Origin of the sequence: uncultured Senegalimassilia sp. (assembly GCF_934630535.1) — a bacterium.
Taxonomy (GTDB): Bacteria; Actinomycetota; Coriobacteriia; order Coriobacteriales; family Eggerthellaceae; genus Senegalimassilia.
The window spans coordinates 1-17,326 of the sequence record NZ_CAKTVU010000002.1; the positions used below are offsets into that span (position 1 = coordinate 1).

The window sequence follows — 17,326 nt, forward strand, 5'->3', positions numbered from 1 at the left end:
TGCAAATGCTTCAGCTTCTCGGCCGCAAACCCGCCGAAAATCGTCGTTTCGCTTGCAAGGGACGCGAGGTCCCTTGCAGGGTGCCTTTATCGCGAGAACAGCGTTGAATCGAGCAGCGTCGCCGCTGAACCATCCGCCATCGGCAGGGCGTGCGCGTAGCACGACATGGTTACTTCAGCAGAGGAATGACCTAGGCGCATTTGGACGGTTTTCACGTCGGTGCCGTTTGAAATCAGTAGCGTCGCATGAGTATGACGAAGCTCGTGAAAGCGCAGGCCCTTCCAGCCGCCTTTATCTGCCCACGTGCGCCACCAATGTTCGAAGGCGTTCAGGCTCGCGCGTTTGCCTTCTCCATTGCATATGATGAAAGCGCTCTGCGACCAGTCCTTCTCTGGGAAGTTCTCTTCTTGCCATGCTCGCATCTTCGTCAGTAGCTTGCATAGCTTTCCTCCGATTGCGATGTTCCTAATGCTCGCCACGCTCTTGGGTCTTCCCAAGGAGCCGTCGCCCTTAATAGCTTTGCTTACGCTTAATCGCATCGTTGTTTCGTTGAAATCATCCCAATCAAGGGCGAATATCTCTCCTCTACGTAGCCCTGTGGCAACTGCTATGCACACCGCGAGTGCGAACGAAGCATGCGCGATATCGCCGTTTGACAAGTTCTTGCTGAATGATCTGCTTGCTGCACGTGCGAGTTTGGTGGCTTGGCCCTGGGTGAGAAACTGCGATTGTCGGTAATTCGCCCTTGGCCTGGTCACGCGTGCGAATGGGTTCTTGCTTGCGAAGCCGCGTTCAACCGCCCAGTCGCAAGCTTGGCTACCGGCAAGATGCGCCGCTCTGAGCGTAGCCGTCGAAAGCCCTTTCTTCTGCCGTCCGCCTTTGCTTCCCAGGTGCATCAGCGCAGCACTGACCTGAGACGGCTCTATCTGGTCGATTCCCATTTCCGCTATCCATGGCGAGAACAGCAGGGCTTTCTGGGCTGCCTTGCGCGCCGTATACGGCAACACGTATTGCAGGCTTTCGCGTTCGGTTGCCCATCGCTCAACAGCTATACGATATGTCATCTCCTCGTGCTTCTCGTTGTTCATGGTCTCCTCGCTTTCCGTAAACGAACCGGGCGGATTGCCGGCTGCATAACATGGAAGCGGGTCGGGAGCGGTTCGTTGGCTTTGTGGGATAATGCAAAGGTTAAAGAGACAAAATCGGTAGGCCTCTATTTGTGAAAGCATGGTTCGCGTATGGCACAGCAGGATGCGATCGAGCAGCTTAAAGACAGGTTTGCGAAGCCCCTGGAGGAATTCGAGCAGCGACGTGTGGTGTTCTGGCATGACGTTGATAAGTCGTTCGAAAGCCAGTTTGACGTCCTTGCTAAAGAGGGAATCTCGTCTGAGAGAAACGTTCGTTTCCTTAAGTTGTCTGGCAACAATCGCTTCATTGCCAAGCGCGAGCTTTATCGGCTGCACGCTCGTGATGACTTCCTTGTGTACACAACGGAACCCAAGGACTTCTCGCCGAAAGCGCTTGAAAAGAACTGGCTTGCCGATATCGAGATTTGCTCCGAGCATTTTCAAGCTGATTTTGCCTCGCTGCTGGCTGAAAGCCTTGGGGCAAAGGATGCTGCTGTTGAGGGAGTGTCCATGTTTCGCCAGTTTTTCAACGCCGCCGATCGCAGAGCGCGGTTTGCAAAGCTCATGCCGCAGGCGGAAACGAAGGCAGACGTCGCGCTCGGCGTGATTGGGGCTATCTTGGGAGCGAGCGACTTGTCGCTCGAAACCATCGTTAGGACGTATCTCGTTTTGCTTTACGATGGTGCCGAGCCTTTAAATCAGCTTTCGAAATACGGGGCAGATTCGTTATTCGCGTCGCTCGTTTCAAAAAGAGTCGGATATTCCGGTGATTTGCTTTCGCGCGATGGCTTTGCTGCGCACGTCTTGCTCACGGCTCTATCTACGCAATTGCCTGGCGAGTATCTCGAAGGCCTTGAGGACAGAATCTCGAATTCGCACGGTCAACCTTGCTTTAACGTGGTGCGCGCCTGGATGGGCGACGAGAAGTCGCTTGCCGTGCTGTTCGAGCTTGCTCGCGATACCGAACGGCTATGCGGCCTTCCGAAACGCTTCGCGGAAATACCCCTCGCTCAGCTGCAGGCCGCTGACGTGTTCCCTTGCATAAATGAGTGCATCTTGACAGACCTTCTGGGAAGCATGGCGCAGGGTGCTGATCGCTCTGACGAGGCACTGCAGGTTGCGCAGCGTCGCAAAGACTTGAAATGGTTTACGCGCGTGGAGCCGTTTTTCTCCGCGCTTGAAGCGTCTGCTAACATGCAGCGATTCTATCGCGAGCACGTGCAAGGCTTCCATATCGCTGTCGCGCGTGACGTATGGAGCGCCTATACGGGCGACTGGTACATGATGGACTCCTGGTATCGCGCTTTCTGCGTGGCATTCGACCGCTGCGGAAAATCGTCCTACGATGTTGCCGGCAATGTGATCGATGAGCTCGAAAGTCTTGCTGCATGGGTCGAGGGTGTCTACGTTAATTGGTTTTTATCCGAAACGAATCGTTGCTGGGTGAACGCCGCTGAAGAACAGTGGAGTGAGTCCGGTTATATCGAGGGCGTGCCGAGGCAGCGACGTTTCTTCGATGAGTTTGTGGTGGCTGGCTCCAAAGAGGTGAAGCGGACGCTGGTCATCGTTAGCGATGCGCTTCGTTTTGAGGTTGCTGATGAGCTTGCGCATCGCCTTGAGCGCGCCACGGCGGGAACCGCCGAGCTGAAAAGCATGCATAGCGTATTCCCCTCGATTACGGAATTCGGCATGGCAGCATTGCTCCCGCACCATTCGATGGGGCTTCGTGAAGCTGACATGGCGGTCTTTCTCGATGGTGACGTGCCCGTTGCCTCTACCGAAGAGCGGGAAGCGGCGCTACGTCGACGTAAACCCAAGAGCCACTGCATCCAGAGCAAAACCTTGCTGGCTGAGAAGAGGTCGGTCCGTAAGCAGCTCGTGGGTGATGCCGATGTAGTGTACGTATACCACAACAAGATCGATGCCGTAGGCGAAAGCTTTAACACTGAGCATATGGTCTTTGATGCCTGCGAAACTGCAATCGAAGATTTGGTGGCGCTGGTGAAGAGCTCTATCAATGACCTGCATATCAGCAGGGTGCTCATAACCGCCGATCATGGCTTCCTTTATACGCGCAATCCCCTTGAGGAGCGCAGCAAGGTTTCGGTTGCGGATGCGTCTACAAGGGTCGTGAAGCAAGGTAGGCGCTATCTTGTGGGTGACGAGCCTAGCGTCGATGATGGGCTGTTCGTGAAGATGAACATGGATGACATCGACGGCGGCACATACACGGGTCTCGCGCCTCGCGAATGCGTGCGCATCAAGAAGGCGGGTCCTGGCGATAACTATGTTCATGGCGGCTTGAGCTTGCAGGAATGTTGCGTGCCGGTCATCGAGTTCAGGAACAAGCGATTAGGGGCAAAGGGCTATGAAGAACGTCAGCGTGCGGGCTTCAAGTTGCTTTCAACGTCTCGTCGTATCACGTCGATGCTGTTCCATGTCGAGCTGTTTCAGACCGAGGCAGTTGGCGGCAAGGTCTTGCCAGCAGAGTACGAAATCACGCTGCTCGACGCTTCGGGAAACGCGGTGAGCGATACGCGCCCGGCGCACGCAGATATGACCACCTCGAACGAGACGGCGCGCGTTTCGCGTATCCAGCTCGGGTTGAAAGCGGGCAGACAATACGACCCCAAGAAGCCGTACTATTTGTCATGTCGCAGCAAGGACGACGGCGTTGAGGCATGGCGGCAGGAATTCAGCATCGAAATAGCATTCGTCCCCATGGACGACTTTGGTTTTTAAGGAGTGTGCAGCATGGAAGAACGGGACAGCGTTGCAGTTGATCATTGCGAGCCCGATAACCTTGATGCCAAAATCGTCGAGGCTTTCCCTGGAAAGGTCGTGCGCAAGGATCTCACGGCTGTTATGAAGCGCGGTGCTAATGTGCCCACGTTTGTTTTGGAGTATCTGCTCGGAATGTACTGTTCGACGGACGATCCGGGCATGGTAGAGCAGGGACTTGCCAGAATCAGGAAGATTCTCGCCGAAAACTACGTGAGGCCGGACGAGTCCGAACGTATCAAGTCGAAGATTTGGGAGCTGAGGCAGTATACGATCATCGATAAGGTGTCGGTGCGCTTTGATGAATATCGGGGCATTCACGTTGCCACGTTCGCCAACTTGAGCATCGATCCGGTTGTCATGCCGGAAGACTACGTGCGTAGCTATCCGAAGATGCTGTGCGGTGGCATGTGGTGCATTCTGCGAATGGAGTACTTTCAGCTTGAAGATGAGTTGAATGATGAGCTTGCCGATGTCTTCGGTGGTCCGAAGCCTATCAAGATGAGTAAGAATAGCGGACCTGAGGACAACCCATATCGCATCGGCAATCTTACGCCCATCCAGATGCCCAATATCGATATGGGTGACATCATCTCCCAGAGGAAGGCGTTTACAACCGAAGAGTGGATGGATTTGCTCTTGCGTTCTGCCGGGTATGAGCCGAGTTCGCTTGACCTCCGGACGAAGCTTCACTTCATTGAGCGTATGGTTCCTCTGGCTGAGCGGAATTACAATCTTTGCGAACTCGGCCCGCGCGGCACGGGTAAAAGCCACATTTACAATGAGATAAGCCCCTATGCTATTTTGCTTTCCGGCGGTCAGACGACTACGGCGAACCTTTTCGGGCGACTGAACGCGAGCGCGAAGAAATCTTCATCGCTCGAGCGTACGGGCTTAGTTGGCAATTGGGACGTCGTGACATTCGACGAGGTCGCGGGCATGCATTTTAAGGACATGAATGCCATTCAGATTCTGAAGGGATACATGGCCGGCGGCGCATACGCCCGCGGTAGGGAGAGCTTTAGCGGCGATGCCTCGATGGTGTTTGAAGGAAACATCAATGACAGCGTTCAGAACGTGCTTAAGACAACGCACTTGTTCGACCCATTCCCGCCAGAATTCAACGAGGACTCCGCTTTCTTCGACCGCATCCACTACTACCTTCCCGGATGGGAGGTTCCCAAGATGCGCAGCGATTTGCTCACGAAGCGTTACGGGCTCATCACCGATTGCTTGAGCGAATTCTGCAAGGGTATGCGTAAGCGAGATTACACCCATCATTTGGACGATTTCTTCAGGCTTAATGGCGATTTCAATACGCGCGATGAGATAGGTGTGCGCAAGACGTTCAGCGGTCTTATGAAGCTCCTGTTCCCAGACGAGAAGATGACGCATGACGATGCGAAGATGATTCTCGATTATGCCATCGAGGGTCGCAGGCGCGTCAAGGAGCAGCTGAAGATTATGGCGGGCATCGAGTTCATGGATGTTAACCTCGGCTATAGCGAACTGGACAACCCGGCAGCTGTAACGATCGTCGGTGTGCCCGAGCAAAGCGATAACTCTCTTGTTCCTGAAGCGCCTCTGCAACCTGGACACGTTTTTGGTATTGGCAGGAGCATCGAAGGCAAGCATGCTGTATATAAGCTCGAAAACAAGGCGATCGCGGGCAGCTGTCATTTCCAGTACGAGGGCATCGGGTCGAGGAGCGCTCGCGAAAGCATAGATGCAGCCTGGAGTTATTTCGTCAACAACGCGAACCGGGTTGCAGCCGGTATGCATCTAGATAAGAAGGATTACCTGCTGTTCTTCAATGACTTGCAAGCCAAGGGGCCGAGTGATGAGGTGAGCTTGGCCGAGTTCGTGGGTTTGTGCTCGGCAGCTTGCAACAGGCCCGTTGCTGCGGGATTGGTGATTCCCGGCGTGCTTCGCCTCTCCGGTTCCATGGACGAGATCAAAGGTCTTGAGGATATTCTGCGCGTGGCGAAGAACGCCGGCGCGAAACGGATTCTTTTGCCATTTGGCGCCATTAAGGATTTGCAGGCTATCCCGATGGAGCTTGCTAGTAGCGTGAGCCCTGATTTCTATCCGGATGGTGACGCTGTTTCGGCGGCGCGAAAGGCGTTAGGAATCTAGTCATGACTAAATACAACCTCGACAAACTCAAGAAGGTTGAGCTGCGCGATGTTTGGCCTCATGAGGCGCTTGACTTTACCAAGTGGCTTTCAGAGGAACCTAACCTTGCGATGTTGAGTTTGGCGGTTGGCATTGAACTTGAGCTCATAGAAGCCGAATCGTCCGTGGGTTCGTTCAATGTGGACATCTATGCACAGGAGGCTGGAACCGGGCGTAAGGTGATTATCGAGAATCAGCTCGAGGACACCAATCATGACCATCTAGGCAAGGTGATCACCTATGCTGCCGGCAAGGGTGCCGAGGTTGTCGTGTGGGTGGTGGCTCGCGCCCGCGACGAGCATCGTCAGGCAATCGAGTGGCTCAATCAGCACACTGATAGCGACTTCGGGTTCTTCCTGGTTGAAATAGAGCTGTGGTCCATTGGGGACTCGCTGCCTGCGCCGCGCTTCAGCGTGGTCGAACAGCCGAATGAGTGGACGAAGGCAATCAAGCTTAGCGAGGGCTTGTCTGAAACTGAGCGCGTTAAGCTGTCGTACTGGACTAAGTATCGCGAAATCGCGCAGGCGACTCCTGGGTTTCTGAAGGTGTTCAACCCGCAGAAACCTTCGAAGGACCACTGGACAACGTTGCGCTGCGGTACGTCTGCCTATCATATTGCGCTGCTCATAGACACGCAGCGCGGCCGTACCGGCATCGAGTTCTACGTGCCGGATGACAAGGAAATCGGCTACAAGGCCATTGGCAATGCTGCCTTGTTCGAGGAAAGGCTTGGCCTTGTAGCTGCGCCTTTTGATGCTAAGAAGGCCTCAGGTCTTCGCTTCTACAAGGATGGCTGCATGATCAAAGGCAACGAGGCCGCGTGGTCGGGGTTCATAGCTAAGCAGCTCGAGTGGGCTCTTGCTATGAAGCAGGTCATCGGCGAGTTGGGGTTGTAGACGCTTGCGCGACGCATTCCGCAGTCATTTGCGACCCCCTAACCCTCCACCCCTGAAGCCCCTCTCCGATTTGTTGTACAACAAATCGGAGAGGGGCTTTGCTACACTCGAATGCGAATGGGTTTGTGTGCGGTTACCGTTGGAGGCGCTATGGAGCACATCACTACCTTGTTATTGCATATCGAGCCGCAATCATCTGATGAGCACCCGTCGTGGCAGCCCTCCTTCTTGGGGCCGATGCTGCAAAGCGTCCTGATGGAGCACGTGGACGACGATTATGCCGCCCAGCTTCACGCGTCAACGTTCAATCCTTATAGCCAGTACTGTTTCGTGGGCGAAAACGGCGAAATCATCTGGCGCATGAGCGCGCTGACCGATGAAGCGGCCGAGCGTCTTGTCGGCCCGGCGTCGAAAATCGACTCGTTCACCTTGCGAAATATCAACGAGACGTTCGCGGTGAAGCGCAGGCAATGCGACTCCTTCGGCGTTGATCACTTGCTCGGGATTCTGAAAAGCGAAGCCGGCCCGACGTTTCGCGTGCGGTTTGCAACCCCTGCGGCTTTCAAGAGCAAAGGGCGTTACGTGATCATGCCCGATGTCCGGCTCATCTTTCAAAACCTGCTTATGCGTTACAACCAGGCGTATGCGGGGGATTGCGAAATCGACCCCGAAACGCTCGAGTATCTTTCCGAGCACGTTTCAATCACCTCGTACAACCTGTGCTCAAGGTACTTTCCGCGCACGATGGGGAAGGCTGACAAGATTCCCGCATTCGCAGGCACGTTGACGCTTCGGGCTTTTGGGCCGCAATCGCTGCAAGGGCTTGTTGCCATGCTGCTTGCGTTTGGCGAAGCGTCCGGCGTTGGGGTGAAAACGTCTATGGGCATGGGAGGCATGCAGTTGTTGAAGGGTTCGTCGAATCGAAAAGGAGGAACCGTTGGACGATAGAACGATCCTGTGCTACGGAGCGCTGCTGCACGATATCGGGAAGGTCGTGTATCGCGGATCTTCGGGCAAAGGCACGCACGCTGCGCTTGGCGCGCAGTTCATAACCGATGAGGTTTCACCGCTTAACCCTGCGTTCTGTTCGCCTGAGGGTTTGAAGGTTGTCGAGCAGATTCGATATCACCACGCGCGTGAAATGTCCCGCTCGTCATCGCTCGAGTCTGATTCGCTGGCGTATATCACGTACTTCGCTGACAACATCTCGGCGGGCATGGATCGCAAGAACGAGGGCGACGATGAGGTGAAAGCCTCATTCGACAAGAGCGTTGACCTGCGGAAGATTTTCAACATCCTTGGCGGCAGACATGACGATAACGTCATCGAGCATGAGGATTACAATGCCATCCGCGAGAGGATAAAAGGCCAGCTCGCTCAAATGGATATCGCTTCGCAGGAAGTGAACTCGATGCTGCACGTGCTCGAGGCGACCACCAATACGGTTCCCTCGTCAACGAACCTGTCGGAGCTTGTGGACGTATCGCTGTACGACCACGCCAAAACAACGGCGGGTTTGGCGCTGTGCATCTACGATTATTTCAGGGAACAAGGCATTTGCGACTATCGCGCGGCGCTGTTCTCGGGAGAGGCGTCTCGCGCGTACTACTCCAAGCCGATGTTCTTGTTGGCAACCTGCGACATGAGCGGCATTCAAGATTTCATCTACAGCATCAGCGGGTCGAAGGCGCTTAAGCAGTTGCGCGCGCGAAGCTTGTACCTTGAGCTCATGATGGAGCACATCGTCGACGAGCTGCTCGAGCGGCTGTCGCTGAATCGCGTGAATGTCATGTACACGGGCGGCGGCCATGCATATATGCTGTTGCCGAATACGCAGCAGGCCAAGGCGGTTTTGCAAACGTTCGAAAACGAGCTGAAGGACTGGTTCATCAGCGAACACGGCGTGAACCTGTACATGGCTTTCGCAACAGTTATGTGCAGTGCCGATGATCTGTCGAACGCCGGCGAAGACAAGAAGCGCTTCGGCAATTTGTTCAGGGAATTGTCCGCAAAGCTATCCGATGCAAAAGCAGCAAGATATTCGGCTGCGGACATCAAAACCCTGAATTGCGGCGGCGAAGGGCTTACCGATGATGGCAGGGAATGTCGCGAGTGTCACCGTTCAACGGCGCTTGCTTCCCATGATGATATTTGCGAAACGTGTGAATCGCTGCGCGACATCTCGGCGGACCTTGTCAAGAAAAGCGTCTTTGCCATCATCGACGATTCCTGTGCATCAACGGCAAACCATCGGCTTTCGCTCCCGTTTGGCTGCAGCCTTGTGCTGTATGAGCGCGACCGTTATCTTGCCGAAAAGCCCGTGGCAAGGCGCGTCTATACGAAGAACTGGGATGCCGGCACCAATCTGTCCACGCATATTTGGATGGGCGACTATACCGCCGACATGGGAACTGAGGGAATTGCGTCGTACGCAAAAGCCGGCAGCACGCTGGAAGACGGGAAGGGCATTCAGCGCTTGGGCGTTTTGCGCGCTGATGTCGATAACCTTGGTGCGGCTTTCGCGAGCGGCATTCCCGCAAGCAAGGCATCCGTCAGCCGAACGGCAACGTTGAGCCGCGCACTCAGCCTGTTCTTCAAGAAGCAGGTCAACGAGATTTTCGCATCGGGACAGTATCGCCTGCAGATCATCTATTCGGGCGGCGACGACCTGTTCATCGTGGGCAATTGGAGCGATGTGCTGTACGCGGCGCTTGACCTGCGCCAATCGTTCAAGGAGTTCACCGGCAACGGTTGTTTGACCATAAGCGCGGGTGTGGGGATGTTCGACGAAAAGTACCCCATTGCGCGCATGGCGTCGGAGACGGGCTCGCTTGAAGATGCGGCGAAGCTGTATGCCGAACTTGGCCCCGACGGCAAGGAATGCACGAAGAACGCCGTAGCGCTGTGGAGCGCGGATAACGTGTTCTCGTGGGATGACTTGGCGAATGCGGTTGAGCCTCGTATGCGGGAAATCGCCGGCATCTTCAAGGAAAACGACAAGGGCAAAGCCTTCATCTACAAAATCGTCTCGCTGCTTCGACATTATGACGACGTGATTTCCGCACCTCGCTTGGCATATTTGCTGGCCAGGAGCTTCGAGGGCTGCGAAAAGCGCGATGAGCTGTGTCAGCAGTTTTACGCTTGGGCATCCGATAGTCGCGAAAGGCGATGCTTGGTTGCCGCTTTGGAATGGTATGTGTACAGCATCAGGGAAAGGGGATAGCGCATGCAAGCAAAACCGACGGTGAGCTTACGGATAAGCGAAAAGCACGCAATCACCGATTTGAATTTCGCATTCATTGCCGAGCAGTTTATTGCTCCACCCGATAAGAATACCCGCAAGAGGCAATTAGCTTTTCCGCAGCTTTCCATGTCAAAACTGCGTAGCATTTACAGCCTTATCACCAACATCCATGCGCGCGTTAACACGCCGGAAGATCTGGAAGCATGCATGTCCGACCTTCAGTACATCAAGGTGAAGATGGCGTACGAATCGGGCAGGGAAAGGAATGAGGGCGTCAGGGAATTCATCTCCATGACGTATCTGATGGATTTGCTCGATCAAATCCAAACTTACGAGCAGTTCGTCCTGTATTGCCGCTACGCGGAAAGTCTAGTTGCATACTTTAAATTCTATGGAGGCAGGGAGTAGCAAGATGACGTACACGAAAATCAAGATTACGGGCATTATCGAAGTGAAAACCGGCCTCCATATCGGCGGCGACGACTCGTTCAGCGCAATCGGCTCCGTTGATTCACCGGTGGTCCGCGACCCCCTTACGCGTGACCCTATCATTCCCGGTTCTACGCTCAAGGGCAAAATGCGCTCTCTTTTGGCGCGCGATTTTGGGACGACCCCGCTTGCAGGCGTGCGCGGCTTCGAAAGCGATTGCGCGGAAATCAAGCGCCTGTTCGGTTCAAGCGAAAAGGGCAGCGATGCGGCGGGGACGGGGATGCAGATGTCTCGTCTGCAGTTCAGTGATTGCTTCTTGGCGAACAAGAAGGCGCTGCCGCAAATCTTCGAGAACAAGTTTGAGAACACCATCGATCGCCTAACGTCGGTTGCCAACCCGCGGCAGATCGAGCGTGTGGTGCGCGGTTCCGAATTTTCGTTCGAACTGATTTACAACGTCGAGAACCTCGACGACGTGAAGGAAGATTTCGAGAACATCGCGAAGGCGATCGATCTGCTGGAAAACGACTATTTGGGCGGCGGCGGTTCTCGCGGCAACGGGCGCGTTCTGTTCAAGGATCTTGCTACTGAAGTGGTTGCCGGAGACAAAACGCTCGACGTGCCGGAGTTAAGGTAAGCATATGGCCACGCAAATGGTGAAGCTGACGTTCCAGGCTCCCGTGCATTTCGGGGACGGGCGTCTTTCGGATGGCGAATACACGTGTGATGCCGCAACGCTGTTCAGCGCGCTGTTCATCGAGGCGCTGAAGGCGGGGTGCGCCGATGAGCTGCTTGCTGTCGCGAAATCAGGCGAATTTTCGATCAGCGATGCTTTTCCCTATATTGGAGAGCGCCTGTACATCCCCAAGCCCATGGCGTGTGTTTCCGAGCACGCCGCTAACAGCGCGGAGTCCGGCGATTCGCGTGCTCGAAAGGCGAACAAGGCGCTTAAGTACATTCCGGCAGATAAGCTAGGCGATTTCTTGAGCGGCTCGTTTGACTTCGTCGGCGAACTTGAGCGATTCAACAACGGTGCGTCCTTCCTGCGCACGAAGGTGAATCTGACGCGTAGCACCAGCGAAGATGCTGAACCCTACCATGTTGGCGGTTACCGATTTACACCGGAGTGCGGACTGTTCTTCCTTGTTGACGGCGCGTATGACGTGCGGCCGCTGATGGAGCAGCTGAGCTATTCAGGAATCGGCGGAAAACGGAGCAGCGGGTATGGGCGGTTTACGTTCGAGATTCGGGAGGATGTCCCGTTGCGCTTGGTAGATGAATCAAGCTTTGGCAAATGGGCGATGTTGCTGTCAAGCGCGCTTCCGCGAGAAGATGAGCTGACCGACTCCCTTCTTGAAGGCGCGAGGTATCACCTTGTACGCAAGGGCGGGTTCGTGCAGTCGACGAGCCATGCCCCGACTCCCCGAAAGAAGCGCAGCCTGTGCCTGTTTGCGTCGGGGTCGGTGTTCGAACGTTGCTTCGAGGGCGATGTATTCGATGTGAATGCTACGCCGGGCGCGCATCCGGTGTATCGCTACGCGCGCGCGATGTGGATGGAGGTGTGATCATGGGCGTTCGCAAGCTTCGTCTTGACATCAAGGTTGCCGGCTTGGTGCATATCGGCAACGGGCAGCGTTATGGCAAAAGGGATTATTTCGTGCATGGCGGTGAAATCGCGGTGCTTGACGTGCGGAAGTTCGTTTCGCGGCTGACGTCTGATCAGGTGTCAAGGTATTGCGAGTTCCTTGAGAAGGGTGCCTATGACAAGTTTGGTCTACAAGGTTTTTTGACCCGAAGGGAAAACGCCGACCTGCTGAAGATTGCACAGGGATCGATCGCTTACCGCATAGATTCGCCGATCGCCACTGCCCGGCGTGGCGCCATTCAGTACCACGACGTGTGGCAATTTATGAAAGACGCGCATGGCAACCCGTATATTCCCGGGTCAAGCGTTAAGGGTATGCTTCGTACGGCCCTGCTGTTGAATATGGTGCTTGATGATGCCGGGTTGCGCGCCACTGCTCGCGTCGATGAGCTGGCTACCTCGAAGTCTGGCAGTGCGAACGCGGGCAAGGGTCTGAACAGGGCGGCTTTTTGGAAGGAGCAGCCGAACCCCAACGATCCAAGCGTCAAAAACGACATTATGCGGTACGTATCCGTTTCTGATTCCGAGCCGCTTTCCGTTGATAGCCTGGTGTTCGCCAAGAAGTACGACAAGTTCTCGAAGGGCGATCCGGTTGATCACAAGCTGGATATGGGCAAGTTGACGCTCAAAGAGGGCAACGAGCTTGACGTGTATCGCGAGTGCCTTCGCCCGGGAACTACGGTCTCCGTTGACGTTACGGTAGATGAGCGCATTGACGAATACTTAGCATCACCCGCACTTGATGCCCAGGGGCTATCGAGCATCTTCCAAAGGGCGTTCGATTTCTATTCCGAGCGTTTCTTGAACCATTTCGAAAGTGGTGAAGGGGAGGGCTCTTCCGCTTCGGGGTCGTCCGACGGCGGGTGCCAATACATCATCACGGCTGGTCCGCTCGCGGGAATGAGATGCCCAAACAAAGCAGTGGGCGATACGGGCTTTTGCAACACGCATCAGGACAAAGCGGGTCAATGCGCGGCTAGCGCAGAGGTGACTTGCTATCTTGGCGGCGGCGTCGACTATATAAGCAAAACGGTTACGAGTGCGTTGTTCGACGATGAGGCCGATGCCGTGCAGATGGTGTCGCGCATTCTATATAACCAGTTTCCGACCAAGATCGATCGCAGCATTCACCCGACGCTTTATAGCGACGTGCAGCGTGCGGGCTTCAGCCCCAAATTGTTTGAGGCAAGGCGTCAAAGGCCCGGAGGTCGCATAACGAAAGCGAAAGAGGATCACCGTCATTGGCGCGACCAGGAAATCGGGGTGTCCCCGCACACGATGAAGTGGGGCATCGTCGGCAAAGATAGCTATCCCATGGGGAAATGCTCGATCACGGTAAGGGAGTTGTAGATGGTTACGTTGTTTTCCCCGGTCGGCACGGCCGATCCCGTCACGCAGCTTGGCGATGGGCCGCTGCTGCATATCATCCGACATAGGCGGCCGGACAAAGTGGTGCTGTTCCTTTCGCCGGCTATGACTGAATTTCAGCAACAAGATGAACGCTATACCAGGGCGATTGGGCTTCTGGCAGAATCCGTTGGGATTCCTGCGCCTGAAGTGCAGCTCATCGAATCGTCTTTCGAGGAGGTTTATCGCTTCGACCGCTATATCGAAGAGTTCGAGCCTATTCTCAAGGACCTTTCAGGCGAAGGCGATGTGCTGGTCAACACGTCGTCGGGTACGGCGGGCATGTCGCAGGCGCTGGTGGCGTTGGGGTCGTTCGGCAGGCTGAACCTTGAGTTGCTTCAGGTGTTGACGCCGAAGCGCGGCATCAACTCGAGTAACGATCGAGAGAACCCTAACAAATACGATCTTGATTTGCTATGGGAGCTGAATCAAGACAACAATAGCGACGCTGCATGCCGTATCGTTTCCGTGACTACGCCCAATTTCAGCGAGCGTTTGCTGAAGGAGAACGTCATTGCGTTGGTGCGGAGCTACGAATATGAGGCGGCATCCAGGCTGACGGGCCAAATGAGCACTGTGAGCGAAACGACCAAGAGAATGATAGAAGCGGCAGCGTGCCGTTTGAACCTCGACGGAGGCCTTCCTGCGACGGTGTTTGCCAAAACCGACGTGAGCTACAAAGCGAACGACCTGCTGTTGGAATACCTATACGTCATGGAAGTTCGTTTGAAGCAGGGTCACTGGGCTGACTTCATTCGTTCGATGACGCCGGCTCTTGCTGAGCAGATGAGACTAAAGCTGAATGAGTATTTGCCTGAGGAAATGTACTCGGTGCAAAGCAAAGACAAAACATCTTACCGATTCAATGCTGAAGCGATTCGAAAGAACGAAAGGCTTTTCGAGGCATTGAGCTGGTGTCAAGAGAAATACGAAGGCGAGGCATTTATCGAAAGCGGCCATTATTGGTGTCTTGTGCAGGAATATTGCGATGATCAGCAAGTGGTAAATGCGATATCGCAATTAAGGAATGCCGAAAAAAATTGCCGTAACTCTTTGGCACATACGCTGAAGGCTTCGTCGAAGGCTGCATTAGAAAGATCATGCAGCATGTCTCTCGAAAACATCATGAGCGCCCTATTCGAGCTTCATGGGCAGGCGAAACCGGGCCTGTACGACAAGGTCAACCAGCGCATTATCGACAGCATCTAGCGGCAGAGGGGGACGACTATGGCCCATGTGTACCTAACCAGGAGCGATGTTAAGCTGGGTTATTCGCAAGGGCAGCTTGTCGTAACCGAAGATGATGGTGAAACCGATCGCCGGTTGCCGTTTTGCAACGTGGATAGCATTAACGTGTTCGGCAATCCTCAGCTGTCTACCCAATTGGTGCGTGAATGCCTTTCGTCTGCTGTACCTATTGGCTATTACTCCGATGATGGACATTACCTCGGTCGGGCGGTTTCGCCCGACCGAGCCGATCCGTTTCGCCAGAAAAAGCAGGCGATGCTTACTGACAATGCGAGTTTCTGTTTGATGTGGTCAAAGATGGCGATTGAAGCCAAGTTGCGCAATAGCTTGGCTTTGTTGCTGTCTTTTGAAGATGTTTACCGATTCTCGGATGTTGAGTTAGAGGGTTTGCGGCATTCTCTTCATTGTCTTGTTGGCGCTATGAGCATCGATGAGTTGCTGGGGCATGAAGGGAATGCCGCCAAGTGCTATTTCGGTTGCTATGCAAAGCTGTTGTCGGATACGGGGTTTTCTTTTGACGGGCGGAATTCGCGCCCTCCGAAAGATCCGGTGAATGCTTTGCTGTCGTACGGGTATAGCATTTTGCATCGAAGCATCGTTGGCGCGATTGAGCGCCATGGCTTGCATCCCTACTTCGGGTTTTTGCATGCTGTTCAGCGTGGACATGCCGCGTTGGCATCTGATTTGATTGAGGACTATCGAGCGTTTCTTGTTGATAAAGCCGTACTTTCGTTTGTTCGGTCCGGTGCTGCGTCTCCTGACGATTTTTCGCGAGCGGATAACGGTGCGGTGTATATGACTAGGACGTTGATGCGTTCTTTTACCGATTATCTATCCGATGAGATAACGCAGCGAAGTAGGTTTTTCAGCGCGTATGGTGATGAGTTTCGCTATGGCTTTCATGCGGCGCTCGATAAGAAGTTGGTGAGCGTGGTGGGCGCTATCGATGCTGGTGATCCGCTGCTGTATCAGCCATTTTATTGGGAAGTTGATGATGCATGAGCGCGCTGGAAGTGTCGACGCGCCACTTCAGCAGGAAAGAGGGCGCCTCGCCGGCGGAGAACAAGTTCTATACTCTGATAATGTTCGATATCTCAAATCGGAAGAAATACTCGCTGATTACGAAGCTGTTGAAGCGCTACAGTAGGCGCATTCAGAACTCGGTATACGAGGCGTATCTCAAACCGGCGGATATGAAAGAGCTTACGGAAGCTATTGAAAGGCTGATGGGGTCGGAACGATATTATGATCCGGCGGATAAGGTGCGCATTTACAAGATGTCTGGGTCGTGCAGCGCGGCGCTGTATGGCGAATGCGCGGATGACGACAGCGATTTACGGCAAAACATCTTCATTTGAGTATACTGAACATATGGGTAAGGTATTGATGGAAAGAGCGAATGCGACAGTTAGCACGCCGAACTCAAGTTGTCAATGCTATCGATAACCCCATTTCCCCGAGAGGGGACGGAAACCGCTTGATGCCACGGGTCACTTCGCTATATAGCGATAGTATCGATAACCCCATTTCCCCGAGAGGGGACGGAAACTCGATAGGAAGGGGTGCAACCCTCGCTTGATGCCACGGGTCATCGATAACCCCATTTCCCCGAGAGGGGACGGAAACATTCATAGGTTCCCACAATTCACCTATGCCCTCGTGAATCGATAACCCCATTTCCCCGAGAGGGGACGGAAACTATTGATAACCATAATTAGTCCCTCTCTGGCTCTCAGATCGATAACCCCATTTCCCCGAGAGGGGACGGAAACTGCCCAATAACTGCTACCATAACCGCAGCAGCTGCGCAGATCGATAACCCCATTTCCCCGAGAGGGGACGGAAACTAATTTGCCTGTAACTGTAACTGTCCACGTAGTGTTCGATCGATAACCCCATTTCCCCGAGAGGGGACGGAAACAAACGGCCCTACTTTGCATGGTCTGGTATGTGGATCGATAACCCCATTTCCCCGAGAGGGGACGGAAACTTTTCGCACAAGGACAAATTGAGAAGCTGAACGCCCTCATGATCGATAACCCCATTTCCCCGAGAGGGGACGGAAACACAAAGAACGCCCATGTAAAGGATGCGCTTGCGGTCGGAAAATCGATAACCCCATTTCCCCGAGAGGGGACGGAAACTTCTTGCGATTATCGCGCATGTGGCGAAGCTTTTCGAATCGATAACCCCATTTCCCCGAGAGGGGACGGAAACTTGAAGGTCTTGGTCGTGGTCATGATGGTTCCTTTCTACATGATCGATAACCCCATTTCCCCGAGAGGGGACGGAAACTAGTTCTTACCTAACTATAGATACTACAATCCCATAATTATCGATAACCCCATTTCCCCGAGAGGGGACGGAAACTCAT

13 protein-coding genes and 1 CRISPR repeat array (1 of these 14 cut by a window edge) are annotated in these 17,326 nt (G+C 54.3%); of the genes, 12 read left to right on the forward strand and 1 reads right to left on the reverse strand.

Annotation, left to right across the window (positions count from 1 at the left end):
- Nucleotides 1-86: 86 nt before the first annotated feature.
- Complete coding sequence (locus Q0D52_RS01600; RefSeq protein ID WP_294379786.1) at nucleotides 87-1,088, reverse strand: site-specific integrase; 1,002 nt, start codon at nucleotides 1,086-1,088, stop codon at nucleotides 87-89.
- Nucleotides 1,089-1,238: 150 nt separating this feature from the next.
- Between Q0D52_RS01600 and pglZ the strand changes: the two genes are divergently transcribed.
- The 12 genes from pglZ (at nucleotide 1,239) to cas2 (ending at nucleotide 16,310) form a co-directional block, all read left to right on the forward strand.
- Nucleotides 1,239-3,869 (forward strand): BREX-1 system phosphatase PglZ type A, encoded by a 2,631-nt coding sequence (gene pglZ, locus Q0D52_RS01605; protein WP_294379787.1) that lies wholly within the window; start codon nucleotides 1,239-1,241, stop codon nucleotides 3,867-3,869.
- A 12-nt stretch (nucleotides 3,870-3,881) separates the two neighbouring features.
- A complete protein-coding gene (gene brxL / locus Q0D52_RS01610) occupies nucleotides 3,882-6,044 on the forward strand; it encodes a protease Lon-related BREX system protein BrxL (RefSeq protein ID WP_294379788.1) in 2,163 nt (720 codons plus the stop codon).
- Between the two features lie 2 nt (nucleotides 6,045-6,046).
- A complete protein-coding gene (locus Q0D52_RS01615; RefSeq protein WP_294379789.1) occupies nucleotides 6,047-6,979 on the forward strand; it encodes a DUF4268 domain-containing protein in 933 nt (310 codons plus the stop codon).
- 150 nt (nucleotides 6,980-7,129) lie between these two features.
- The gene (cas6, locus tag Q0D52_RS01620; RefSeq protein WP_294379790.1) at nucleotides 7,130-7,927 is read left to right on the forward strand and encodes a CRISPR-associated endoribonuclease Cas6; all 798 of its coding nucleotides are present in this window, start codon (nucleotides 7,130-7,132) and stop codon (nucleotides 7,925-7,927) included.
- A complete protein-coding gene (gene cas10 / locus Q0D52_RS01625; RefSeq protein ID WP_294379791.1) occupies nucleotides 7,917-10,202 on the forward strand; it encodes a type III-A CRISPR-associated protein Cas10/Csm1 in 2,286 nt (761 codons plus the stop codon). The genes cas6 and cas10 overlap by 11 nt, the downstream gene beginning before the upstream one ends.
- A 3-nt stretch (nucleotides 10,203-10,205) precedes the next feature.
- A complete protein-coding gene (gene csm2 / locus Q0D52_RS01630; RefSeq protein WP_294379792.1) occupies nucleotides 10,206-10,631 on the forward strand; it encodes a type III-A CRISPR-associated protein Csm2 in 426 nt (141 codons plus the stop codon).
- A 4-nt stretch (nucleotides 10,632-10,635) separates the two neighbouring features.
- Complete coding sequence (csm3, locus tag Q0D52_RS01635) at nucleotides 10,636-11,289, forward strand: type III-A CRISPR-associated RAMP protein Csm3 (protein ID WP_294379793.1); 654 nt, start codon at nucleotides 10,636-10,638, stop codon at nucleotides 11,287-11,289.
- 4 nt (nucleotides 11,290-11,293) lie between these two features.
- Nucleotides 11,294-12,217, forward strand: coding sequence for a type III-A CRISPR-associated RAMP protein Csm4 (gene csm4 / locus Q0D52_RS01640; RefSeq protein ID WP_294379794.1), 924 nt, complete (start codon nucleotides 11,294-11,296; stop codon nucleotides 12,215-12,217).
- Between the two features lie 2 nt (nucleotides 12,218-12,219).
- Nucleotides 12,220-13,647 carry a type III-A CRISPR-associated RAMP protein Csm5 gene (gene csm5 / locus Q0D52_RS01645; RefSeq protein ID WP_294379795.1) on the forward strand — a complete coding sequence of 476 codons (1,428 nt, stop codon included), beginning with the start codon at nucleotides 12,220-12,222 and terminating at the stop codon, nucleotides 13,645-13,647.
- Nucleotides 13,648-14,913 (forward strand): hypothetical protein, encoded by a 1,266-nt coding sequence (locus Q0D52_RS01650; RefSeq protein WP_294379796.1) that lies wholly within the window; start codon nucleotides 13,648-13,650, stop codon nucleotides 14,911-14,913. It begins immediately after the preceding gene.
- Between the two features lie 18 nt (nucleotides 14,914-14,931).
- Entirely contained in the window at nucleotides 14,932-15,954 is a 1,023-nt protein-coding gene (gene cas1 / locus Q0D52_RS01655; RefSeq protein ID WP_294379797.1) for a CRISPR-associated endonuclease Cas1, read from the forward strand.
- Nucleotides 15,951-16,310 carry a CRISPR-associated endonuclease Cas2 gene (gene cas2, locus Q0D52_RS01660; RefSeq protein WP_294379798.1) on the forward strand — a complete coding sequence of 120 codons (360 nt, stop codon included), beginning with the start codon at nucleotides 15,951-15,953 and terminating at the stop codon, nucleotides 16,308-16,310. The genes cas1 and cas2 overlap by 4 nt, the downstream gene beginning before the upstream one ends.
- Before the next feature lie 80 nt (nucleotides 16,311-16,390).
- Nucleotides 16,391-17,326: direct repeats of the CRISPR family, unit length 36 nt; unit sequence ATCGATAACCCCATTTCCCCGAGAGGGGACGGAAAC; it runs 1,872 nt beyond the window's last position.